This is a genomic window from Variovorax sp. KBW07 (genome assembly GCF_003852515.1).
Classification (GTDB): Bacteria; Pseudomonadota; Gammaproteobacteria; order Burkholderiales; family Burkholderiaceae_C; genus Variovorax.
In genome coordinates this window covers 1-18502 of the sequence record NZ_QAJK01000146.1, presented here as the reverse complement: position 1 = coordinate 18502, position 18502 = coordinate 1, and the positions used below count along the sequence as shown (strand labels likewise).

The 18502-nt window shown below is 67.0% G+C and carries 19 protein-coding genes; 7 read left to right on the top strand and 12 right to left on the bottom strand.

Annotated features, from left to right (window positions below; all coding sequences use genetic code 11):
* Positions 1 to 116: 116 nt before the first annotated feature.
* On the bottom strand, positions 117 to 392 hold the full coding sequence (locus tag DBV14_RS34040) for a hypothetical protein (protein WP_260397249.1): 276 nt from the start codon (positions 390 to 392) through the stop codon (positions 117 to 119).
* Here DBV14_RS34040 and rpoD point away from each other — a divergent pair.
* From rpoD to DBV14_RS26905, 3 genes are all read left to right on the top strand, one after another.
* Positions 385 to 2589 (top strand): RNA polymerase sigma factor RpoD, encoded by a 2205-nt coding sequence (gene rpoD, locus DBV14_RS26915; RefSeq protein WP_260397248.1) that lies wholly within the window; start codon positions 385 to 387, stop codon positions 2587 to 2589. The two genes, DBV14_RS34040 and rpoD, sit on opposite strands and share 8 nt — an antisense overlap.
* A gap of 108 nt (positions 2590 to 2697) precedes the next feature.
* Positions 2698 to 3933 carry a multidrug effflux MFS transporter gene (locus DBV14_RS26910; RefSeq protein WP_124463912.1) on the top strand — a complete coding sequence of 412 codons (1236 nt, stop codon included), beginning with the start codon at positions 2698 to 2700 and terminating at the stop codon, positions 3931 to 3933.
* Between the two features lie 28 nt (positions 3934 to 3961).
* The gene (locus DBV14_RS26905; RefSeq protein ID WP_124463910.1) at positions 3962 to 5104 is read left to right on the top strand and encodes an HPP family protein; all 1143 of its coding nucleotides are present in this window, start codon (positions 3962 to 3964) and stop codon (positions 5102 to 5104) included.
* A gap of 46 nt (positions 5105 to 5150) precedes the next feature.
* On the opposite strand, the gene DBV14_RS26900 is transcribed toward DBV14_RS26905, so the two are convergent.
* The 3 genes from DBV14_RS26900 to DBV14_RS26890 are packed head-to-tail and all read right to left on the bottom strand — an operon-like array spanning position 5151 to position 8348.
* The gene (locus tag DBV14_RS26900) at positions 5151 to 6140 is read right to left on the bottom strand and encodes a tripartite tricarboxylate transporter substrate binding protein (RefSeq protein ID WP_260397247.1); all 990 of its coding nucleotides are present in this window, start codon (positions 6138 to 6140) and stop codon (positions 5151 to 5153) included.
* A 40-nt stretch (positions 6141 to 6180) separates the two neighbouring features.
* Positions 6181 to 7392: a CaiB/BaiF CoA-transferase family protein gene (locus DBV14_RS26895; RefSeq protein ID WP_124463908.1), complete on the bottom strand. Its 1212-nt coding sequence runs from the start codon at positions 7390 to 7392 to the stop codon at positions 6181 to 6183.
* Entirely contained in the window at positions 7389 to 8348 is a 960-nt protein-coding gene (locus DBV14_RS26890) for a hydroxymethylglutaryl-CoA lyase (RefSeq protein WP_124463906.1), read from the bottom strand. The genes DBV14_RS26895 and DBV14_RS26890 overlap by 4 nt, the downstream gene beginning before the upstream one ends.
* A gap of 102 nt (positions 8349 to 8450) precedes the next feature.
* Here DBV14_RS26890 and DBV14_RS26885 point away from each other — a divergent pair, with 102 nt between their 5' ends.
* The 3 genes from DBV14_RS26885 to DBV14_RS26875 all read left to right on the top strand — a co-directional run bounded on the left by DBV14_RS26885 (position 8451) and on the right by DBV14_RS26875 (position 11150).
* Positions 8451 to 9368, top strand: a complete 918-nt coding sequence (locus DBV14_RS26885; RefSeq protein ID WP_124463904.1) for a LysR family transcriptional regulator — start codon at positions 8451 to 8453, stop codon at positions 9366 to 9368.
* 124 nt (positions 9369 to 9492) lie between these two features.
* Positions 9493 to 10410 (top strand): MBL fold metallo-hydrolase, encoded by a 918-nt coding sequence (locus tag DBV14_RS26880; protein WP_124463902.1) that lies wholly within the window; start codon positions 9493 to 9495, stop codon positions 10408 to 10410.
* Positions 10398 to 11150, top strand: a complete 753-nt coding sequence (locus DBV14_RS26875; protein WP_124463900.1) for a DsbA family protein — start codon at positions 10398 to 10400, stop codon at positions 11148 to 11150. Before DBV14_RS26880 ends, DBV14_RS26875 begins: the two co-directional genes overlap by 13 nt.
* Here DBV14_RS26875 and DBV14_RS26870 read toward each other — a convergent pair.
* The 4 genes from DBV14_RS26870 to DBV14_RS26855 all read right to left on the bottom strand — a co-directional run bounded on the left by DBV14_RS26870 (position 11147) and on the right by DBV14_RS26855 (position 13975).
* Positions 11147 to 11446: a putative quinol monooxygenase gene (locus DBV14_RS26870; protein WP_124463898.1), complete on the bottom strand. Its 300-nt coding sequence runs from the start codon at positions 11444 to 11446 to the stop codon at positions 11147 to 11149. The two genes, DBV14_RS26875 and DBV14_RS26870, sit on opposite strands and share 4 nt — an antisense overlap.
* A 116-nt stretch (positions 11447 to 11562) precedes the next feature.
* Positions 11563 to 12573, bottom strand: coding sequence for a polysaccharide deacetylase family protein (locus DBV14_RS26865; protein WP_260397246.1), 1011 nt, complete (start codon positions 12571 to 12573; stop codon positions 11563 to 11565).
* Positions 12574 to 12594: 21 nt separating this feature from the next.
* Positions 12595 to 12981: a 5-carboxymethyl-2-hydroxymuconate Delta-isomerase gene (locus DBV14_RS26860; RefSeq protein WP_124463896.1), complete on the bottom strand. Its 387-nt coding sequence runs from the start codon at positions 12979 to 12981 to the stop codon at positions 12595 to 12597.
* A gap of 22 nt (positions 12982 to 13003) precedes the next feature.
* Positions 13004 to 13975, bottom strand: a complete 972-nt coding sequence (locus DBV14_RS26855) for a tripartite tricarboxylate transporter substrate binding protein (protein ID WP_124463894.1) — start codon at positions 13973 to 13975, stop codon at positions 13004 to 13006.
* Between the two features lie 109 nt (positions 13976 to 14084).
* On the opposite strand from DBV14_RS26855, the gene DBV14_RS26850 reads away from it, so the two are divergent.
* Complete coding sequence (locus DBV14_RS26850) at positions 14085 to 15059, top strand: LysR substrate-binding domain-containing protein (RefSeq protein ID WP_260397245.1); 975 nt, start codon at positions 14085 to 14087, stop codon at positions 15057 to 15059.
* Positions 15060 to 15063: 4 nt separating this feature from the next.
* On the opposite strand, the gene DBV14_RS26845 is transcribed toward DBV14_RS26850, so the two are convergent.
* The 4 genes from DBV14_RS26845 to DBV14_RS26830 are packed head-to-tail and all read right to left on the bottom strand — an operon-like array spanning position 15064 to position 18404.
* The gene (locus DBV14_RS26845) at positions 15064 to 15768 is read right to left on the bottom strand and encodes an ABC transporter ATP-binding protein (protein WP_124463892.1); all 705 of its coding nucleotides are present in this window, start codon (positions 15766 to 15768) and stop codon (positions 15064 to 15066) included.
* On the bottom strand, positions 15761 to 16534 hold the full coding sequence (locus DBV14_RS26840) for an ABC transporter ATP-binding protein (protein WP_124463890.1): 774 nt from the start codon (positions 16532 to 16534) through the stop codon (positions 15761 to 15763). Before DBV14_RS26840 ends, DBV14_RS26845 begins: the two co-directional genes overlap by 8 nt.
* Positions 16531 to 17532 carry a branched-chain amino acid ABC transporter permease gene (locus tag DBV14_RS26835; protein ID WP_124463888.1) on the bottom strand — a complete coding sequence of 334 codons (1002 nt, stop codon included), beginning with the start codon at positions 17530 to 17532 and terminating at the stop codon, positions 16531 to 16533. Before DBV14_RS26835 ends, DBV14_RS26840 begins: the two co-directional genes overlap by 4 nt.
* Entirely contained in the window at positions 17532 to 18404 is an 873-nt protein-coding gene (locus DBV14_RS26830; RefSeq protein WP_124463886.1) for a branched-chain amino acid ABC transporter permease, read from the bottom strand. The genes DBV14_RS26835 and DBV14_RS26830 overlap by 1 nt, the downstream gene beginning before the upstream one ends.
* Between the last annotated feature and the right edge of the window lie 98 nt (positions 18405 to 18502).

The following is an 18502-nucleotide window of genomic DNA, read 5'->3' as shown; positions in this document are numbered from 1 at the left end:
CACCTCCGGGCCGACCCCTAGCGCAACGCACTCCAACGGTAAATTCCGGCGGAAAGGGTCAATAACCGCAAGGACTGCATACCAAATGTTCGCCCGACATCTTGCCTGCTGAGGAATTACTTCCTCTTTCCCAATTGTTTTGTCCGTGCCTTGTGCACGGGCGTGGTGGCGTTGTCCCAACGGACGGCGTGCGCCTGTGACTCCGCTTGTCTTTTCTTTCCGTAACGAGGTCGTATGCCCAGTTCAAAGAAGCCTGCTATTTCACTTGCCAAAAGCGTCGCCACCAAGCCCGCAACAGAAAAACCGTTGAAAGCCGGCACAAAGCCGGCATCTAAGACGGGTGCCGCCGCGACCAAATCGGCAGCCGCAACGAAAGTGAAAACCGTGCCCACGAAATCGACCTCTCTCGACGATCCCAAAAAAGCTGCCGCCAAGACGGTTGCTGCCGCCCCCGCCGCCAAGAAAGTCGGCCGCCCGCCCAAGGCCGCCGGCGCCGCCGCGCCCGCCACCGGCGCCAAGCGCGGCCGCAAGCCCAAGGCCGGCAATGAATCCGGCGAGAGCGACATCGATCTGTCGGACATCGAGGAAGACCTGGCAGGCGACGAACCCGCGGCTGCCACGACCACCGAAGAGAAGGTCAAGCCGCTGCGCATGAAGATCAGCAAGGCGAAGGAACGCGCCTTGATGAAGGAGTTCGGCCTCGACGAGACCGTGCTCTCCGAAGAAGACCTGGCCAAGCGCCGCTCGCGCCTGAAGACCCTGATCACGCTGGGCAAGACCCGCGGCTACCTCACGCACGGCGAAATTTCCGACCACTTGCCCGACAAGCTGGTTGACGCCGAGACCATGGAAGTCGTGGTCACCATGCTCAACGACATGGGCGTGGCGGTGTACGAGCAGACGCCCGACGCCGAAACCCTGCTGCTGAACAACACCGCGCCCACCGCCACCACGGTGGAAGAAGCCGAAGAAGAAGCCGAAGCGGCTCTCTCCACGGTGGACAGCGAATTCGGCCGCACCACCGACCCGGTCCGCATGTACATGCGCGAAATGGGCACGGTCGAGCTGCTGACCCGCGAAGGCGAAATCGAAATCGCCAAGCGCATCGAAGGCGGCCTGATGGCCATGATGGAAGCCATCTCGGCCTCCCCCGCCACCATCGCCGAAATCCTGCGCCTGGCCGCTGAAATCCGCGAAGGCAAGGTCGTCATCTCGACCATCGTCGACGGCTTCTCGAACCCCAACGAGGCCGACGACTACGTGGCCGAAGAAGACTTCGACGAATTCGACGAAGAAGACGACGACGACGGCAAGGGCGGCTCCAAGGCACTCACCAAGAAGCTCGAAGAACTCAAGCGCGACGCGCTCGAGCGTTTCGACCGCATCGCCGGCATGTTCGAGAAGGTCCACAAGATCTACGACAAGGAAGGCTACGGCACGCCTGCCTACGACAAGGCCCAGCAGGCCCTGTCGGAAGAGCTGATGACCATCCGCTTCACCGCCAAGACCATCGAGAAGCTGTGCGACCTGGTTCGCACGCAGGTCGACGACGTGCGCAAGAAAGAGCGCGAACTGCGCCGCATCATCGTGGACAAGTGCGGCTTCCCGCAGGACGAATTCATTCGCGACTTCAGCGGCTACGACAAGAACGGCAACCGCATCGCGTCGAACCTGCTGAACCTGAAGTGGGTCGAGAAGCAGGCCGCCGCCGGCAAGCCCTGGAGCGCCGTGCTCGCCCGCAACATTCCGCCGGTGCAGGAACTGCAGCAGCGCCTGACCGACATCCAGTCGCGCGTCGTGGTGCCGCTCACGCAGCTCAAGGACATCAACAAGCGCATGAACGAAGGCGAGTCGTCTTCGCGTGACGCCAAGAAGGAAATGATCGAGGCCAACCTGCGCCTCGTGATCTCCATCGCCAAGAAGTACACCAACCGCGGCCTGCAGTTCCTGGACCTGATCCAGGAAGGCAACATCGGCCTCATGAAGGCGGTCGACAAGTTCGAATACCGTCGCGGCTACAAGTTCTCGACCTACGCCACGTGGTGGATCCGCCAGGCCATCACGCGCTCGATCGCCGACCAGGCGCGCACCATCCGCATCCCGGTGCACATGATCGAAACCATCAACAAGATGAACCGCATTTCGCGCCAGCATCTGCAGGAGTTCGGCTTCGAGCCCGACGCCAGCATCCTGGCCGCGAAGATGGAGATTCCTGAAGACAAGATCCGCAAGATCATGAAGATCGCGAAGGAGCCGATCTCGATGGAAACCCCCATCGGCGACGACGACGATTCGCACCTGGGCGACTTCATCGAAGACAGCAGCAACACGGCCCCTATCGAGGCCGCCATGCAAGCCGGTCTTCGCGACGTGGTCAAGGACATCCTCGACTCGCTCACACCGCGTGAAGCCAAGGTGCTGCGCATGCGCTTCGGCATCGAAATGTCGACCGACCACACGCTGGAAGAAGTCGGCAAGCAGTTCGACGTGACCCGCGAACGCATCCGCCAGATCGAAGCCAAGGCGCTGCGCAAGCTGAAGCACCCCAGCCGCTCCGACAAGCTGCGCAGCTTCATCGATACCCTGTAAGCCGGGTTCCCTGAAGCAACAGCGCCCGCTTCGCCCCTCATACGGGCGGCGGGCGTTCTCTTTTTTGCAGACCGCACGAACAACACCAACAACGGAGCCGCCCTTTCCATGAATCCCGACGCAGACAAACTCTGGCGAGCCCCGCGCTGGGCGCTGGCCGTGCTGCTCGCCGTGCTGGGCATGCTCGGGCCCTTCTCCATCGACACGTACATCCCGGCGTTCTCGGGCATTGCGCGCTCCATCGGCGCAACGCCGGCCGAGATGCAGCAGACGCTGTCGGCCTACCTGTTCGGCTTTGCGTTCATGAACCTGTTCCACGGCGCGCTGTCGGACAGCTTCGGCCGCCGGCCGGTGGTGCTGTGGGGACTGGCGGTGTTCACCCTCGCCTCGCTGGGCTGCGCGCTGTCGCAGAACATCACGCAGCTGGTCTTGTTCCGCGGCCTGCAGGGCCTGTCGACCGGTGCCGGCATCGTGGTCTCGCGCGCCGTCATCCGCGACATGTTCCCGCCCGCCGAGGCGCAGCGGGTCATGAGCCAGGTCACCATCTACTTCGGCGTGGCGCCGGCCATCGCGCCCATCGTGGGCGGCTTCCTGTTCGTGCATGCGGGCTGGCACGCGATCTTCTGGTTCCTGGTGGCGGTGGGCGTGGTGCTGTTCGTCGCCAACTACAAGCTGCTGCCCGAGACGCTGCACAAGGACCATCGCCAGCCGTTCCAGGTGCGCCACCTCATGCGCGGCTACCGCGACCTGTGCTCCGACCCGCGCTTCCTGCTGCTGGCCTTCGCCAGCGGCGTGCCCTTCAACGGCATGTTCCTCTACGTGCTGGCCGCGCCGGCCTTCCTGGGCGACCACCTGGCGCTGCAGCCGCAGCAGTTCTTCTGGTTCTTCCTGCTGACCATCGGCGGCATCATGCTGGGCGCGCGCGCCAGCGGCCGCATGGCCGGCAAGGTGGCGCCCAAGCGGCAGATCCGCGACGGCTTTCTCATCATGCTGGTGACCTCGGTGGTCAACGTGGTGGCCAACACCTTCTTCCATGCCCACGTGGCATGGGCGCTGTGGCCGCTCGCGGTGTTCGCCTTCGGCTGGGCGCTGATGGTGCCGGTGGTCACGCTGCTGGTGCTCGACCTGCACCCCCAACGGCGCGGCATGGCCTCGTCGCTGCAGGCCGTCATCGGCTCCACCGCCAACGGCGTGGTGGCCGGTGCCATCGCGCCGCTGGTGATGCATTCGACGCTCGCGCTGGCGCTCACCTCCACCGCCATGCTGGCCATCGGCCTGGTCGCCTGGGTCTGGCTGCACGGCCGCTGGCCCGACATCGGGCGCCGGGTGGCCACCGAAGGCTGACGCAACGAAAAAGGGCTCGGATCGTTCGATGCGTCGTCTGGCTTCTTCTTTCCTGAACCACGCGCGCGCCTGGCTGCCGGGCCGCACCACCGTCGATGCCCGCGAGCGCCTGCGTGCCGTGGGCGGCGCGGCGCTCGGCCTGCTCATTACCGGGCTGCTGTGCCGCTGGCTGGCAAGCGCATTGCCGGGCAACCACAGTGCCGTGTGGCTGATCGCGCCGCTGGGCGCCAGTGCCGTGCTGGTGTTCGCGGTGCCCGCCAGCCCGCTGGCCCAACCCTGGTCGGTCATCGGCGGCAATACGCTGTCGGCGCTGTTCGGCATTGCCTGCGCCAACTGGATTCCCGATCCGGCCTGGGCCGCCGCCATTGCGGTCGGCGGCGCCATCGGCCTGATGTTCACCGCGCGCTGCCTGCACCCGCCCGGCGGCGCGGCCGCCCTGCTCGCGGTGCTGACGCACACCACGCAGTTTTCTTCGGCGCTGTTTCCCGCGCTCACGAACTCGGTGCTGCTGGTGCTGGCCGGCGTGGCCTACAACTCGCTCACCGGCCGGCGCTATCCGCACGTGCAGGTGGCGCGCCCGCCGGCGGCCAATGCACGCTTCAGCCAGGCCGACATCGACGCCGTGCTGTCCCGCTACAACCAGGTGCTCGACATCAGCCGCGACGACCTGGAGTCACTGATCCAGCAGACCGAGCTCGAGTCGTACAAGCGGCGCCTGGGCACGCTGCACTGCGCCGACATCATGTCGGGCCAGCCCATCTCGGTGGAGTTCGGCACGCCGCTGCAGGAGGCCTGGGCGCTGATGCACACGCACCGCATCAAGGCGCTGCCCGTCACCGACCGCACGCGCCGCGTGGTCGGCATCGTCACGCAGGCCGACTTCTTTCGCCAGCTCGACCTGCAGCACCACGAAGGCATTGCGGGCCGGCTGCGCGACCTGATCCGTGCCACCCGCACCGTGGTCTCGAGCAAGCCCGAAGTGGTCGGCCAGATCATGACGCGCCAGGTGCGCGTGGCCAGCGCCGACCGCCCCGTGGTCGAGCTGGTGCCGCTGTTTTCCGAAGGCGGCCATCACCACATTCCCATCATCGACAGTGAGAAGCGCCTCACCGGCATGATCACGCAGTCGGATTTCGTGCGGGCCTTGTACCGTGCCGTAGGCCCTGCGTAGGCCACGCACTGCCCCCTCCCCCTTCCCGGGGGAAGGAGCACGGCCTTCACTCCAGCACGACGTTCGCCTTCTTCACGAGCGCCGCATAGCGCGCGGCCTCACTGCGGAAATAGCTCACGGCCTCTTCGGACGAGGTGGGCTTGATGACATTGCCCTGCTTGTCCATCGCCTCGCGCACCTCGGCGCTGGTGTAGGCGGCCACCACGGCATCGTGCACGCGCTTGATGTCGGCGGTCTGCATCTTCGGCGGGCCGATCACCGCGAACCAGCCTTCAACCGCGTAGTTCGGCAAGCCCTGCTCGGCGATGGTCGGAATGTCCGGCGCGGCCGGTGAGCGCACCGGCCCGCACACGCCGATGGCGCGCAGCGCGCCGCTCTTGATGTGCTGCTGCACCGCGGGCAGCGCGACCACGCCGATCTCGACCTGCCCCGCGATCATGTCGGTCACCATCGGGCCGGTGCCCTTGTACGGGATGTGCCGCGCCTTCACGCCGGCCTCGTCCATGAACATCTCGCCGGCCAGGTGAATGATGGTGCCGTTGCCCGACGAGGCGTAGTTGTAGCCCTCGGGCCTGGCACGCAGCAGCGCGACCAGCTCCTTCACGTTCTTCGCGGGCAGCTTGGGGTTGACCATCAGCACCAGCGGCGTTGCGCCCACCACGCTGATCGGCGTGACGTCGGCGATTGCATCGAATGGCATCTTCTTGAACACGCTCGGGTTGATGACGTGGTTTTTCGACACCATGCCGAGCGTGAGCCCGTCGGGCGCCGCCTTGACGATGGCCGACGTGCCGGTGATGCCGCCCGCGCCCGGCATGTTCTCGACGACCACCGGCTGGCCGAAGGCCTTGCCGAGCGCCACCGATGCGGCGCGCACGATGTTGTCCACGCCCGAACCGGCGCTGATCGGCAGGATGAAACGGATCGGCTTGTCGGAGCCCTGGGCCCGAACCGGACAGGCGGCCAGCACGGCGGCACTGGCGCCGAAGCCCAGCACCGCGCGGCGGTTCATCGGAAAAAGATTCGTGGTGGTCATGGGTCTTGTCTCTCTTTATGGTCTTGAAGAATCGTCGGCGTCAGCTCACGGCCGCATCGGCATGCATCGCATCGACCTGCGCATCGGCGTAGCCCAGCTCGGCCAGCAGTTCGCGCGTGTGCTCGCCGAGCGTTGGCGGATGCAGCCGCACGCCCAGCCGCTCGCCGCCGAGCGTGATCGGGAACAGCGTCGTCTGCGCCATCTGCCCGGCGCGCTCTCCGTCGGGCAGGCGGATGTCGGCCAGGCCGCCCGTGGCCTTCAGGTGCGGATCGGCATACAAGTCTTCCGGCCGCGTGATCGGCGCGAACGGCAGGCCGCGCGCCTCGAAAATCGCCGACAGCTCCGCAGCCGAACGGCCGGCGAGCCGCACGCGCAGGTCGGCCAGCAGCGTGGGGCGCAGGCGCACGCGGTCGTTGTTGGTACGCAGGGCCGGGTCGGCCTTCAGGTCGTCGAAACCGAGTGCGTCGCAGAACACCGTCCACTGCGCATCGCTCACCGCGGCCAGAAAGATCTGCTCGCCGTCCTTCACGGTGAACACGTCGTACAGCGCCCAGGCCGAGATGCGCTCGGGCATCGGCGCGGCCGCCTCCCCCGTGATCGCGTACTGCAGCATGTGCTGCCCGACCAGGAACACGTTGTTCTCGAACAGCGCCGACTGCACCTCCTGCCCCTTGCCGGTTTCCGCGCGCTGCATCAGCGCGGCAATGGCACCGATGGCGCCGAACATGCCGCCCATGATGTCGTTCACGCTGGTGCCCGCACGCAGCGGATCGCCGGGGCGCCCGGTCATGTAGGCCAGCCCGCCCATCATCTGCACCACTTCATCGAGCGCGGTGCGGTGCTCGTAGGGGCCGGGCAAGAAGCCCGTGTGGTTCACGTACACGAGGCGCGGATTGAGCTTGCCGAGCGCGGCGTAGCCCAGCCCGTACTTGTCCATCGTGCCGGGCCGGAAGTTCTGCGCCACCACGTCGGCCGTGGCGCACAGGCGCAGCGCCGCTTCGAGCCCCCGCGGATTGCGCAGGTCGAGCGCGATGCTCTTCTTGTTGCGATTGAACATCGGGAAGAAGCCCGCGCCCGCGCCCAGCAGGTGCCGCGTGCGGTCGCCGTCGATCGGCTCGACCTTGATGACTTCCGCGCCCAGGTCGGCCAGCACCATGCCGCAGGTCGGCCCCATCACCATGTGGGTGAACTCGACCACGCGAATGCCCGCGAGCGGCAGGCGTTTTTGTTCTGTCCTGTCGGTGGTGCTCATGCCGCCACCTCTTCGGCCGCTGCTGCGTTCGGCACGAAGGTCTTGGGAAAGCCCGCGCGCCACACCGTGCCCTGCAGCGTCTCGCCCTCGAGCCAGCCGGCCACGCGCCTTCTCAGCTCCAGCAGTTGCTTCAGATCGACGCCCGTCGCCACGCCCATGCTCTCCAGCATGAAGACCAGGTCTTCGGTGTCGACGTTGCCGCTAGCACCGGGCGCGTGCGGGCAACCGCCGATGCCGGCCAGGCAGGCGTCGAAGCGCGTGATGCCGACCTCCAGCGCCGCATACGCGTTCGCGAGCCCGAGGCCGCGCGTGTCGTGGAAATGGCCGCACCAGAGGCGGTCGCCCGCGATGCGCAGCGCGCGTTCGAACAGGCTGCGCACCATCGCGGGATCGGCGTAGCCCACCGTGTCCGCCAGGCTCACGCGGTCGGCGCCCGCGTCGAGCAGTGCCTGCATCAGGCGCAGCACCTCGTCGGGCTCCACATGACCCTGCAGCGTGCAGCCGAAGGCCGTGCCCACACCGCCGTCGATCAGCGTCTTCGAGCCCGCCGCGTCGCGCGCGGCGCGGATGCGGCCAACCTCGGCCACCACCTCGTCGGGCGTCTTGCGCAGGTTGGCAAGGCTGTGCGCGCGGCTCGCCGAGAGCGGCACCATCATCAGGTCGGCCTCGCCCGCGATGGCGCGCTCCGCGCCCTTGAGGTTGGGCACCAGCACCGAGGCGAAGAGCCCCGGCAGCGTCTTCGCATAGGCCAGCAGTTCGGCCGTGTCGGCCAGTTGCGGCAGCAGGTGCGCCGGCACGAAGGAGCCGACCTCGATCTCGCGCTGGCCGGCCGCGTGCGCGCCGCGGATCCATTCGAGCTTGTGTGCCGTGGGCAGCACGCGGGCGATGCTCTGGAGCCCGTCGCGCAGCCCCACTTCGCGAACGACCGCGCGGGGCGGCAGGAAGGCATGAATCAAGGCGTTGTCTCCGTCATGGTGGGGTACGGCGCCGATGTTAGAAGTTCCGATTCGATCCAGAAGGTATATTTTGGAAGCCATCCGCTTCCAGAACGGAACACCATGCGAGACCTCGACCTGACCACCCTGCGCCTCTTCGTCTCCGTCTGCGAAACCCGCAGCATCGCGCGCGCTGGCGAGCAGGCCAGCATCGTCGGCTCGGCCATCAGCAAGCGGCTGGCGCAGCTCGAAGACACCGTCGGCACGCCGCTGCTGCTGCGCAAGCGCCGCGGCGTGGTGCCGACGCCGGCCGGCGAAACGCTGCTCGAACACGCCCGCGCCATGCTCGGCAGCGCCACCCGCATCGAGCGCGACATGGCCGCCTATGCCGGCGGCGCGCGCGGACACGTGCGCATCCTGGCCTCGGCGTCCGTCATGGCCGAATCGCTCGCCGAAGACGTGGCTGGCTTCCTGAAGAACCCCGCGCACCGCAATATCCGCGTGGACATGGAAGAACGCGTGAGCCCCGAAATCGTCCGCGGCATCCGCGAGGGCATCGCCTCCATCGGCCTGTGCTGGGACGCGGCCGATCTTGAAGGGTTGGAGCGTCGCGACTACCGCTCCGACCACCTCGCGATCGTCGCGCACCCCACGCACCCGGTGGCGCGCCACGACGCGGTGCGCTTCGAGCAGGTGCTCGACCATGAATTCGTCGGCATGCCCGCATTGAGCGCCGTGCAGTTGATGCTCGCGCGCGAGGCCGCCGTGGCCGGCAAGCCGCTCGTGTACCGGGTGCTGGTGTCCAACTTCGACGCGGCGCTGCGCGTGGTGCGCGCGGGGCTGGCCATCAGCGTCGTGCCCGCGGAAGTCGCCCGGCCCTTCACCGATGCCTTCGGGCTGCGCCTGATGCCGCTCACCGACGACTGGGCGCGCCGTCGTTTCGCGATCTGCTTTCGCGGGGAATCGGCGCTGTCGCCCTCGGCGCAACTACTGGTCGCGCACCTTGAGCAGTGCGCGACAGACCGTCCGCCAGACCACTGATTCGGCCGATAACAGAAATAATTCATTGCGACATCGGAGGTTTTTGTTTCGATTTCCGCAACCTAACATTCGGTCTGTTCACGCTGTCACCCCTCAATCACCGACAACCGACCGAAAGACACCCATGTTCCGCAGAGCCCTTTTCTCCGCCGCCGCCCTCGCCACCACGCTGAGCCTCGCACCACTGGCCGCGCAAGCCGCTCAGGCCGCCCAAGCCACCGAACCGCTCAAGCTCGACGTCTACAACCCCGGTGCCAAATCGATGTTCCCGGTGTCGTCCGAACTGGTCACCGGCCAGACCGACGCAGTGCTCATCGACGCGCAGTTCCAGCGCAACGACGCCGAAGCGCTGGTGCAGAAGATCAAGGCCAGCGGCAAGAAGCTGACCACGATCTACATCAGCCACAGCGACCCCGACTACTACTTCGGCCTCGACGTGGTCCAGGCCGCCTTCCCCGACGCGAAGATCGTCGCCACGCCGCAGACCGTGGCCGCCATCCAGGCCTCGAAAGACGGCAAGCTCGCGCACTGGGGCCCGATCCTCAAGGACAACGCGCCCAAGGCGCTGGTCGTGCCGCAGCCGCTCGCGGGCGACAGCATCGAGATCGAAGGCCGCAAGATCCAGGTCGTCGGCCTCGACGGCCCCACGCCCGAACGCAGCTTCGCGTGGATTCCGTCGCTCAAGGCCGTGGTCGGCGGCATCCCGGTGTCGGCCAACATCCACGTGTGGGTGGCCGACACGCAAACGCCGCAATCGCGCCGCGACTGGATCAAGACGCTGGGCCGCATCGAAGCCCTGCACCCCAAGACCGTGGTGCCCGGCCACTACCTGCCCAATGCCAACGGCTCGGCGCCGTACACCCTGGCCTCGGTGAAGTTCACGCGCAGCTACCTGCAGGCCTTCGAGACCGAAGCCGCCAGGGCAAAGGACTCGGCCGCGCTCATCGCCGCCATGAAGAAGCGCTACCCGAAGCTGGAAGACGCCTCGTCGCTCGAGCTGGGCGCCAAGGTCATCAAGGGAGAAATGAAATGGCCGCAGTGAACGCCACCGGTACCGACAACGCAGTCACGCTGCACTACATCTTCGATCCGCTGTGCGGCTGGTGCTATGCCGCCGCGCCGCTGGTCGACGCGGCCCGCGGCGTGCCGGGCCTGCATGTCGCGTTCCATGGCGGCGGCATGATGACCGGCGCCAACCGCCGCCCCATCACGCCGCAATGGCGCGACTACGTGATGCCGCACGACCGCCGCATTGCCGAGCTCACCGGCCAGCCCTTCGGCGAAGGCTACTTCGAAGGACTGCTGCGCGACACCGGCGCGACGATGGACTCCGAGCCACCGACCACCGCGATCCTCGCGGCCGAATCGCTGCGCACAGGTGGCGGGCTCGACATGGCGCACCGCCTGCAGCGCGCGCACTACGTCGAAGGCCGGCGCATCGCCGATGCGGATGTGCTCGCGGCCGTGGCCGCCGAACTCGGCTTCGACGCCACAGCCTTTGCCGCCGCGTTCAAGCAACTCTCGGGCGAAGCCACCGCACAGCACATCGCCGAAAGCCGCCAGCTGCTGCAACGCGCGGGCGGCCAGGGCTTTCCGACCTTCGTGCTGACGCAGGCCGATGGCAGCGCGGGGCGCATCGACATCGGTCCCTGGCTGGGGCGTGCGGACGAATGGAAGGCCAAGCTGGCCGAGTTCGTCGGCCCGTCCATGGCAGCCACCGCAACCGCAACCAGGGCCGATGCAACGCTACCGGTGTGCGGCCCCGAGGGCTGCGCGATCTAGGCGATCTTTTCCAGGAAGACCAGCCGGATCGGTTCAGCGAGCAACTCGTCGAACCGTTTCTCGAAGGCCTGGAAATACGGCGTCGCGAAATGCGCGTCCAGCGCGGCCTGGTCCTTGAAGGACTCGCGCATGTAGAAGCTGCCGGGTTCGTCGCGCAACTCGAACAGCGTGTAGTCGAGGCAGCCGGGCTCCTGCCGCGTGGACGGCACCAGGGCGCTCAAGGCAGTGCCCAGCGCCTCGCGCTGGCCGGCCCTGGCCTTCAAGACGGCGATGCTGATGAGGGGCGTGTTGCTCATGGATGTGTTCCCTGCGGCATGAAGTAGTTCGATGCCCGCAGTGTGGGAGCGCGGCGGCGCGGGGCCAAGCCCTCGCGGCCGGAAACTCTTTCAACCCGCGCTTGAAGATCAGAAGATCAGTACGCCTTGCGGGGCACGTTCGGCATCGACAGTGCCCACTGCGCGATCTGGTCCTTGCGCACGAAAGCCACGCCCGGGCGCTTGTTGGCATAGGCCAGGAAATCGCCCATCACCTTCACGCGCGCCGGCGTGCCGCCGATGCGGTCGTGCGTCGAGATCGACATCATCCGGCGGCGCATGCCGGCCTCTGCGTAGAGCTGGTCGAACTCGTCCCGCAGCTCCTGGCCGAAGGCCGATGCCGTCAACGGGCCCTCGGCGCCGTAGCGCGCAATGTCGTTGTTGCGCAGCGTGTAGGGGACGATGGCAAAGGGCTTGCCGTTGACCTCGGTGGTCATCGGCTCGTCGCTCGACAGGTCGTCGATGTGGTACGTGAAGCCCAACTGCTGCAGGACGCCCAGGGTGTTGGGCGTGCCGCGCAACCAGAACGCGTTGAAGCCCACCGGGCGCGTGCCCGTGGCCTTTTCGACGGCCGCGATGTTCGCGGCATACGAGGCACGCTCCTGCTCCGCGGTCATGGTCCAGTGCGGCGTCCAGGTCTGGCCGTGTGCCGCCGCTTCGTGGCCACGGCTGACGATCTCGCGCGCCAGCGCCGGATTGCGCTCCACCGCCTGCCCCGTCATGTGCGAGGTGACCTTCACGCCGTGCCTGTCCCACAGGTCGAGCATGCGCGGAATGCCCTCGCGCACACCGTAGTCGAACCAGGTGCGCGCCGGCAGGTCGGGCACGTCTTCGGCCAGCGGCGGAAACGGCGCGCCGTTGTTGCGTTCGCTTTGCGCGCCTGCCTCGAACTGCATCGAGACCGAGATCACCAGCCGCGCGCCGTTGGGCCAGAAGCGGCCTTGTGGCTGGCTTTCCTTGCTTTCCTGGCGTTCCCGGTTCCGTGCCTGCGTGCCGGCCGCGCCCGCGGGCGCCGTGGACAAGACCGTGGCCGCCATCGCGGCACCGGCACCAAGCAACACGTTGCGGCGGTTGCCGCCGGGCTCTTGCGTCATCGACATCTGGTTCATTCTTTGCTCCTTGAAATTCACTCAGGGTTGCGCCATCGGCGCGGACAGATTCCATTGCTGCTTGAGGTAGTTGCCCTTCGGCACCTCGTGCAGGAACACGCAGCACTGCACCCACCGGCCCGGTGCCTGTGCGGCAATCGCCTGCGACAGGTGGGCATGCAGCGTTTCGGCCATCTGCCGGCACACCTGCGGCGGGCGCGGGTTGGTCAGCGTCAGCGTCGCGATGAGTTGCTGCGATGCCGGTGCCGCGCCGCACAGTTCATGTGCGATGAGATGCACGCGCGACTTCAGGTCGTCCAGCGCGGCCCATCCGGGCTCGGCCAGTGCCTGGTGCAGGCCCGGCAAGAGCGTGTTCCAGTCGATCCCCGCGGAAAGCGCGGGAGAAATTTCGATAGAGATGTGAGGCATGGTGGAAAGGGGCTCGCGTTGCTCAGTCCAGCTTGATGCCGACCTCGCGGATCAGCTTCTGCCAGCGCGTGCGCTCGCTCGCCATGAGCCGCGCAAAGGCCTGGGGTGAATGGTCGATGCGCACCGAACCCAGCTCGGCCAGCTTGTCTTGCGTGCCGGTGGCCGCCAACGCCTTCTGCATGTGCGCGACCAGCCATGCCACGCGATCGGCGGGCGTGGCCGCCGGCGCAAGAAAGCCGTACCAACCGCTGATCTCCGCATCGACACCGCTCTCCTTCAGCGTGGGCACGTTGGGCAGCGCCGGAATGCGGCCGGCCGACGTCACGGCCAGCGGCTTGAGCCGCCCGACCCGGATGTGCTGCAGCACGGCCGGCGTGGCTTCGAACAGCAGTTGCACCTGCCCACCCATCACGTCGTTGAGCGCCGGTGCCGAGCCGCGATAGGGAATGTGCAGGGTCGAGGTGCCGGTGTCGCGCTTGAAAAGCTCCGCCGCCAGGTGCTGCGGCGTACCGCTGCCCGCCGACGCATAGGAGAACTTGCCCGGGCTCTTGCGCAACAGCGCCAGCGCCTCGCGAAGATCGGACGCGGGGAACGAAGGATGCGCCACCATCACCAGCGGCACCGACGCGGCCCATGCCAGCGGCACGAAATCCTTGGCCGGGTTGTAGCCGAGCTTCGGGTACAGCGCCTCGTTGGCCGCCATGGGACCGAGCGCACCCAGCAGCAGCGTGTAGCCGTCGGCCTCGCTACGGGCCACCGCTTCGGTGCCGATGTTGCCGCCGGCGCCGCCGCGGTTGTCGACCAGCACCGTCGCGCCGCTCTCGACCTGCAGCGCATTCGCCATCAATCGCGAAATCGCATCGGTGGTCGCGCCCGCGGGATAGGGGCAAACAAGGCGGATGGGCTTGCCGGGAAACGCCTGCGCATGAAGGGCGGGCGCCATGCATGCGGCCATCGCGGATGCAGCGGACTGCAGGAGAACTCTTCTTTTCATGGTGAAACTCGATGCCTTTCTTGCTTGTCTCTGCGGCCTAGTGTCGGCATCGCGTCGCACGCCGGCAAATCGCATTAATCGCGAAGCGCTATCGGATAATCCGATAACCATGGCCACACGTTCACGCGACCCGCTCGACCTTGTTTCGCTTCGCCAGCTGCGCTACTTCAGTGCGGCGATGCGCGCGCGCAGCTTCAACGAGGCCGCGCGCAGTTGCTCCATCTCGCAATCGGCGTTGTCCGACCAGATCGCCCTGCTGGAGAACCTGCTCGAGGTTCACCTGTTCGATCGCACCGGCGGCAGGGCCGTCCCCACCGCACCCGGCCGCGAACTCGATCGCCGCATCAGCGCCTGCCTGGGCGACCTGCAATCGGCGCTGCTTCACACCAACGAACGCGCGGACACGGTGGCGGGCCGCGTGCGAATCGGGTTGGTGCAGTCGTACAGCGGGTGCTGGGTGGCGCCGGTGGCACACGCGGCGCAGGCGCAGTGGCCCGAGCTGTCGCTGGTGCTGCAGCGACGAACGGCCCAGGCGCTGACCGAAGGCGTGCTTCGCGGCGACCTGGACATGGCCGTGAGCTTCGATCCCGAGCCGCATGCCGACCTGGACATCGAGCCGTGCTTCATCGAGCCCTTCGTCGCTGTGGGAGCCATGGCAGGCGTAGCCCGCCAGCGCGGCAAGTCAATAGCACTGGCTTCGCTTGCCGATGCGCGACTGGCGTTGCTGCCCAGCGAATACACGATGCGCCGCCAGTTGGACGCCGCCTTCGCCAAGCTCGGCCTGCGCCCGCAGGTCGGCCTTGAATCCGACGTGCTCGAAGACCTGGTGCATGCCGCCGATTGCAGCGGCATGGTGGCGATCCTCAATGCCGCCGCCGCGCTGAGCCTCGACGTGAAGAACGCGATGCCGCTGAAGACACCGGGGCTGCAGCGCCAGGCCTGCCTCGTGCGCTCGCGCACGCGCTTCCAGACCAGCGCCGCCAAGCACCTGTGGGAGGCGCTCAGGTCGTCGCTTCCGAAGATGCCCTTGCACTGGACCGGCAGCACCCGACACGACCCGCGAAGCAGGGCCGCGTCGAAGTAAAGGGCTACCTGGCCACGCCCAGCAACCGGTCGAGCACTTCGGGCTGCGTGCGCAGCACGGCCGCCTTGTCGGTGTGAACGATGGTCCCGTGGTCCAGCACCACCGCTTCGTCGGAAATCGCAAGAATCGCCTGCGGGTGCTGCTCCACGATGATCGCGGCCAGCCCCTCGTCCTGCGTGATGCGGCGAATGGCGCGCAGCAGCTCTTCCACGATGATCGGCGCCAGCCCTTCGAGCGGCTCGTCGAGCAGCAGCAGCTTGGGGTTCAGCACCAGCGCGCGGCCCACCGCCAGCATCTGTTGCTCGCCGCCCGACAGCTGCGTGCCCAGGTTGCCCTTGCGTTCGGCCAGGCGCGGGAACATTTCGTAGACGCGCTGCGGGCTCCACTTTCCAGTGCGCTCCACGGCCGTGAGGTTCTCGTGCACGGTGAGCGACTTGAAGATGTTCCGCTCCTGCGGCACCCAGCCGATGCCGGCCGCGGCGCGCTGGTGCGGCGCCAGCTTGTGCAGTGCCAGGCCACCCAGCGCAATGCTGCCGCCGTGCTGGCGCGTGGCGCCCGCGAGCGTGTTGATCAGCGTGGTCTTGCCCGTGCCGTTGCGGCCCAGCAGCGCCAGCGTCTGGCCCTCGCCGAGCGAAAACGCCACGTCGTGCAGCACCACGGCTTCGCCATAGCCGGCGCTCAGGTTCTCTATGCGCAGCAGTTCAGACATGGGCACCCTCCTTCGTGTCCGCGCCATGGCCCAGATAGACCTCTTTCACCTTCGGATCGTTGGCAATGGCCTCGGGGTCGCCTTCGGTCAGAAGCGTGCCGTTGACCAGCACCGTCATGCGCGTCGCAAAGCTGAACACCAGGTCCATGTCGTGCTCGATGAGCAGCACCGACACATCGGCCGGCAACGCGGCCACCGTTTGCAGCAGCTCTTCGCGCTCGCCGGCGGGCACGCCCGCCACCGGCTCGTCGAGCAGCAGCACGCGCGGCTCGCACGCGAGTGCAATCGCAATCTCCAGCAGGCGGCGCTTGCCGTAGGCCATGAACTTCGTCTGCTGCTTTGCCACGTCGCTCAGGTGGAACTGCTCGAGCAGCTGCGCGGCGCGCTCCGCCACCGCCTTGCTGGAACCGAGCGGACGCCACCATTGCGCGCCGATGCCCTGGTGCTGGGACACCACCAGCGCCAGCGTTTCGAGCGGCGTCATCGAGTCGAACAGCTGGTTGATCTGGAAGGTGCGCACCAGCCCGCGCGCCACGCGCTTGTGCGGCGCCAGGTTCGTGATGTCTTCGCCCAGCAGCGTGATGCGGCCTTCGCTCGGCGTGAGCACGCCCGTCAGCTGGTTGATCAGCGTGGTCTTGCCAGCGCCGTTGGGGCCGATGAGCGCATGGCGTGCGCCGCGCTTCAGTTCCATCGTCACGTTGTTGGTGGCCGTGATGCCGCCGAAGCGCATCACCAGGCCGTGGGTGGAAAGCACGGTTTCGCTCATGCCGCTTCCCCCTTCTCGCTCTTCTTCTTGCCCGCGCCTGCGCCGAACCATGTCCAGGGCTTGAGCAACCGGTCGCGCCCGACCAGCACCAGCAGCACCAGGATCAGCCCGATCCAGAACATCCAGTACTGCGGCGTCACGGCCGACAGCCAGGTCTGCAGCAGCTTGAACACGATGGCCCCGGCCACGCCGCCATACAGCCAGCCCACGCCGCCGATCACCAGCATCAGCAGCACGTCGGCCGAGCGGTCGAAGGCCAGCACGTCGAGCGAGGCAAAGCCCGTAGTCTGCGCGAGCAGCGCACCCGCGGCACCGGCCACGCCCGCCGCGATGGTGTAGACCGTCGCGAGCCGCGACACCACCGGAATGCCGATGGACATGGCGCGCAGGCGGTTGTCGCGAATCGCCTTGAGCGTGGCGCCGAACGGCGAATGCACCAGCCGGCGCATCAGCAGGAACAGCACCAGCATCACGGCCAGCGAATACCAGGCGGCCGTGCGGCCATACAGGTCGAACTCGAACAGGCCGAGCACCGGCCCCATCACCACGCCCTGCAGGCCATCGGCGCCGCCGGTGAGCCAGTCGAGCTTGTTGGCCAACTCGAGCAGCAGCAGTGCCGTGCCCAGGGTGACCATCAGCCGCGTGAGGTCGCTGCCGCGCAAGATCGTCACGCTGGCCACGAGGCCCAGCACCGCCGACAGCACCGTCGCCACCACCAGCCCCACGGTGGGGTCAGGCATCACAAGTTTGGCGAACAGCGCCGCCGCGTAGGCACCGAAGCCGAAGAACGCGGCGTGGCCCAGCGACACGATGCCGGTGTAGCCCAGGATCAGGTCGAGCGACATCGCGAACAGCGCGACGATGGCAATTTCGTTCACCAGCAGCGAATGCGAAGGCATGACGAGCGGCAGCGCGAAGGCCGCGGCCCACACCACGAATTCGAGTGGCCGCCAGCGCGCCTTGCGCAGCAGCGCCGACTGGAAATCGAGCGCGCTCATCAGCGGCCTCCCTTGCGCGTGAACAAGCCTTGCGGCCGCCACATCAATATCAAAATCATCAGCAGGTAGACGGTGAACGCCCCCATCTTCGGAATGAAGTATTTGCCGGCCACGTCGGCAATGCCCAGCAGCAGCGCCGCCGCCAGCGGCCCGGTGATCGACGAAGTGCCGCCGACCGAGACCACGATCAAAAAGTAGATCATGTACTTGAGCGGAAAGGTCGGGTCGAGCCCGAGAATCTCGGCGCCCAGCGCACCGCCCAGCCCTGCCAGCCCGGAGCCCACGGCAAAGGTCAGCAGGAACACGATGTTGACGTTGATGCCCAGCCCCGCCGCGACGCGCGGATCATCGACGGCGGCGCGCAGCCGGCTGCCGAAGCGCGTCTTCGAAAGAATGAGCTGCAGCACGATGGTGAGCACGGCGCACACGGCAATGATGAACAGCCGGTAGTGCCCCATGCCCAGCAGCAGCGCGCCGTCACCGATTTCGGTGCGCCCGCGCAGCCATTCGGGCAGTTGCACGTTCTGCTGCGAAGAGCCGACGAAGTAGTCGATGGCGGCCACGGCCATGAAGGCGAGGCCGATGGAAAAGAGCACCTGGTCGAGGTGAGACTTGCCGTACATGGGCCGGTAGAGCGTGCGCTCGAGCAGGGCCCCGGCCAGGCCGACGACGATGAACGCAAGCGGCAGGCAGGCCAAAAATGGCAAGCCCATCTTCTGCATGGCAAAGACGGTGAGATACCCGCCGGCCATGGCAAAGGCACCATGCGCGAGATTGATGAAGTTCATCAACCCGAGCGTGACGGCCAGCCCGACGGCGAGCACGAAGAGCAGCATGCCGTAGGCGATGCCGTCGAAAAGAATGGTCAACATATCAGTGGTTTGTCACGCTGCTTTGTGGCTCGGTTTTGGTTGCTTTTGTTCTTTGGCGCTGCTGTTTGGGAACGGGGGCATTCTTTGTGCGTGCACAG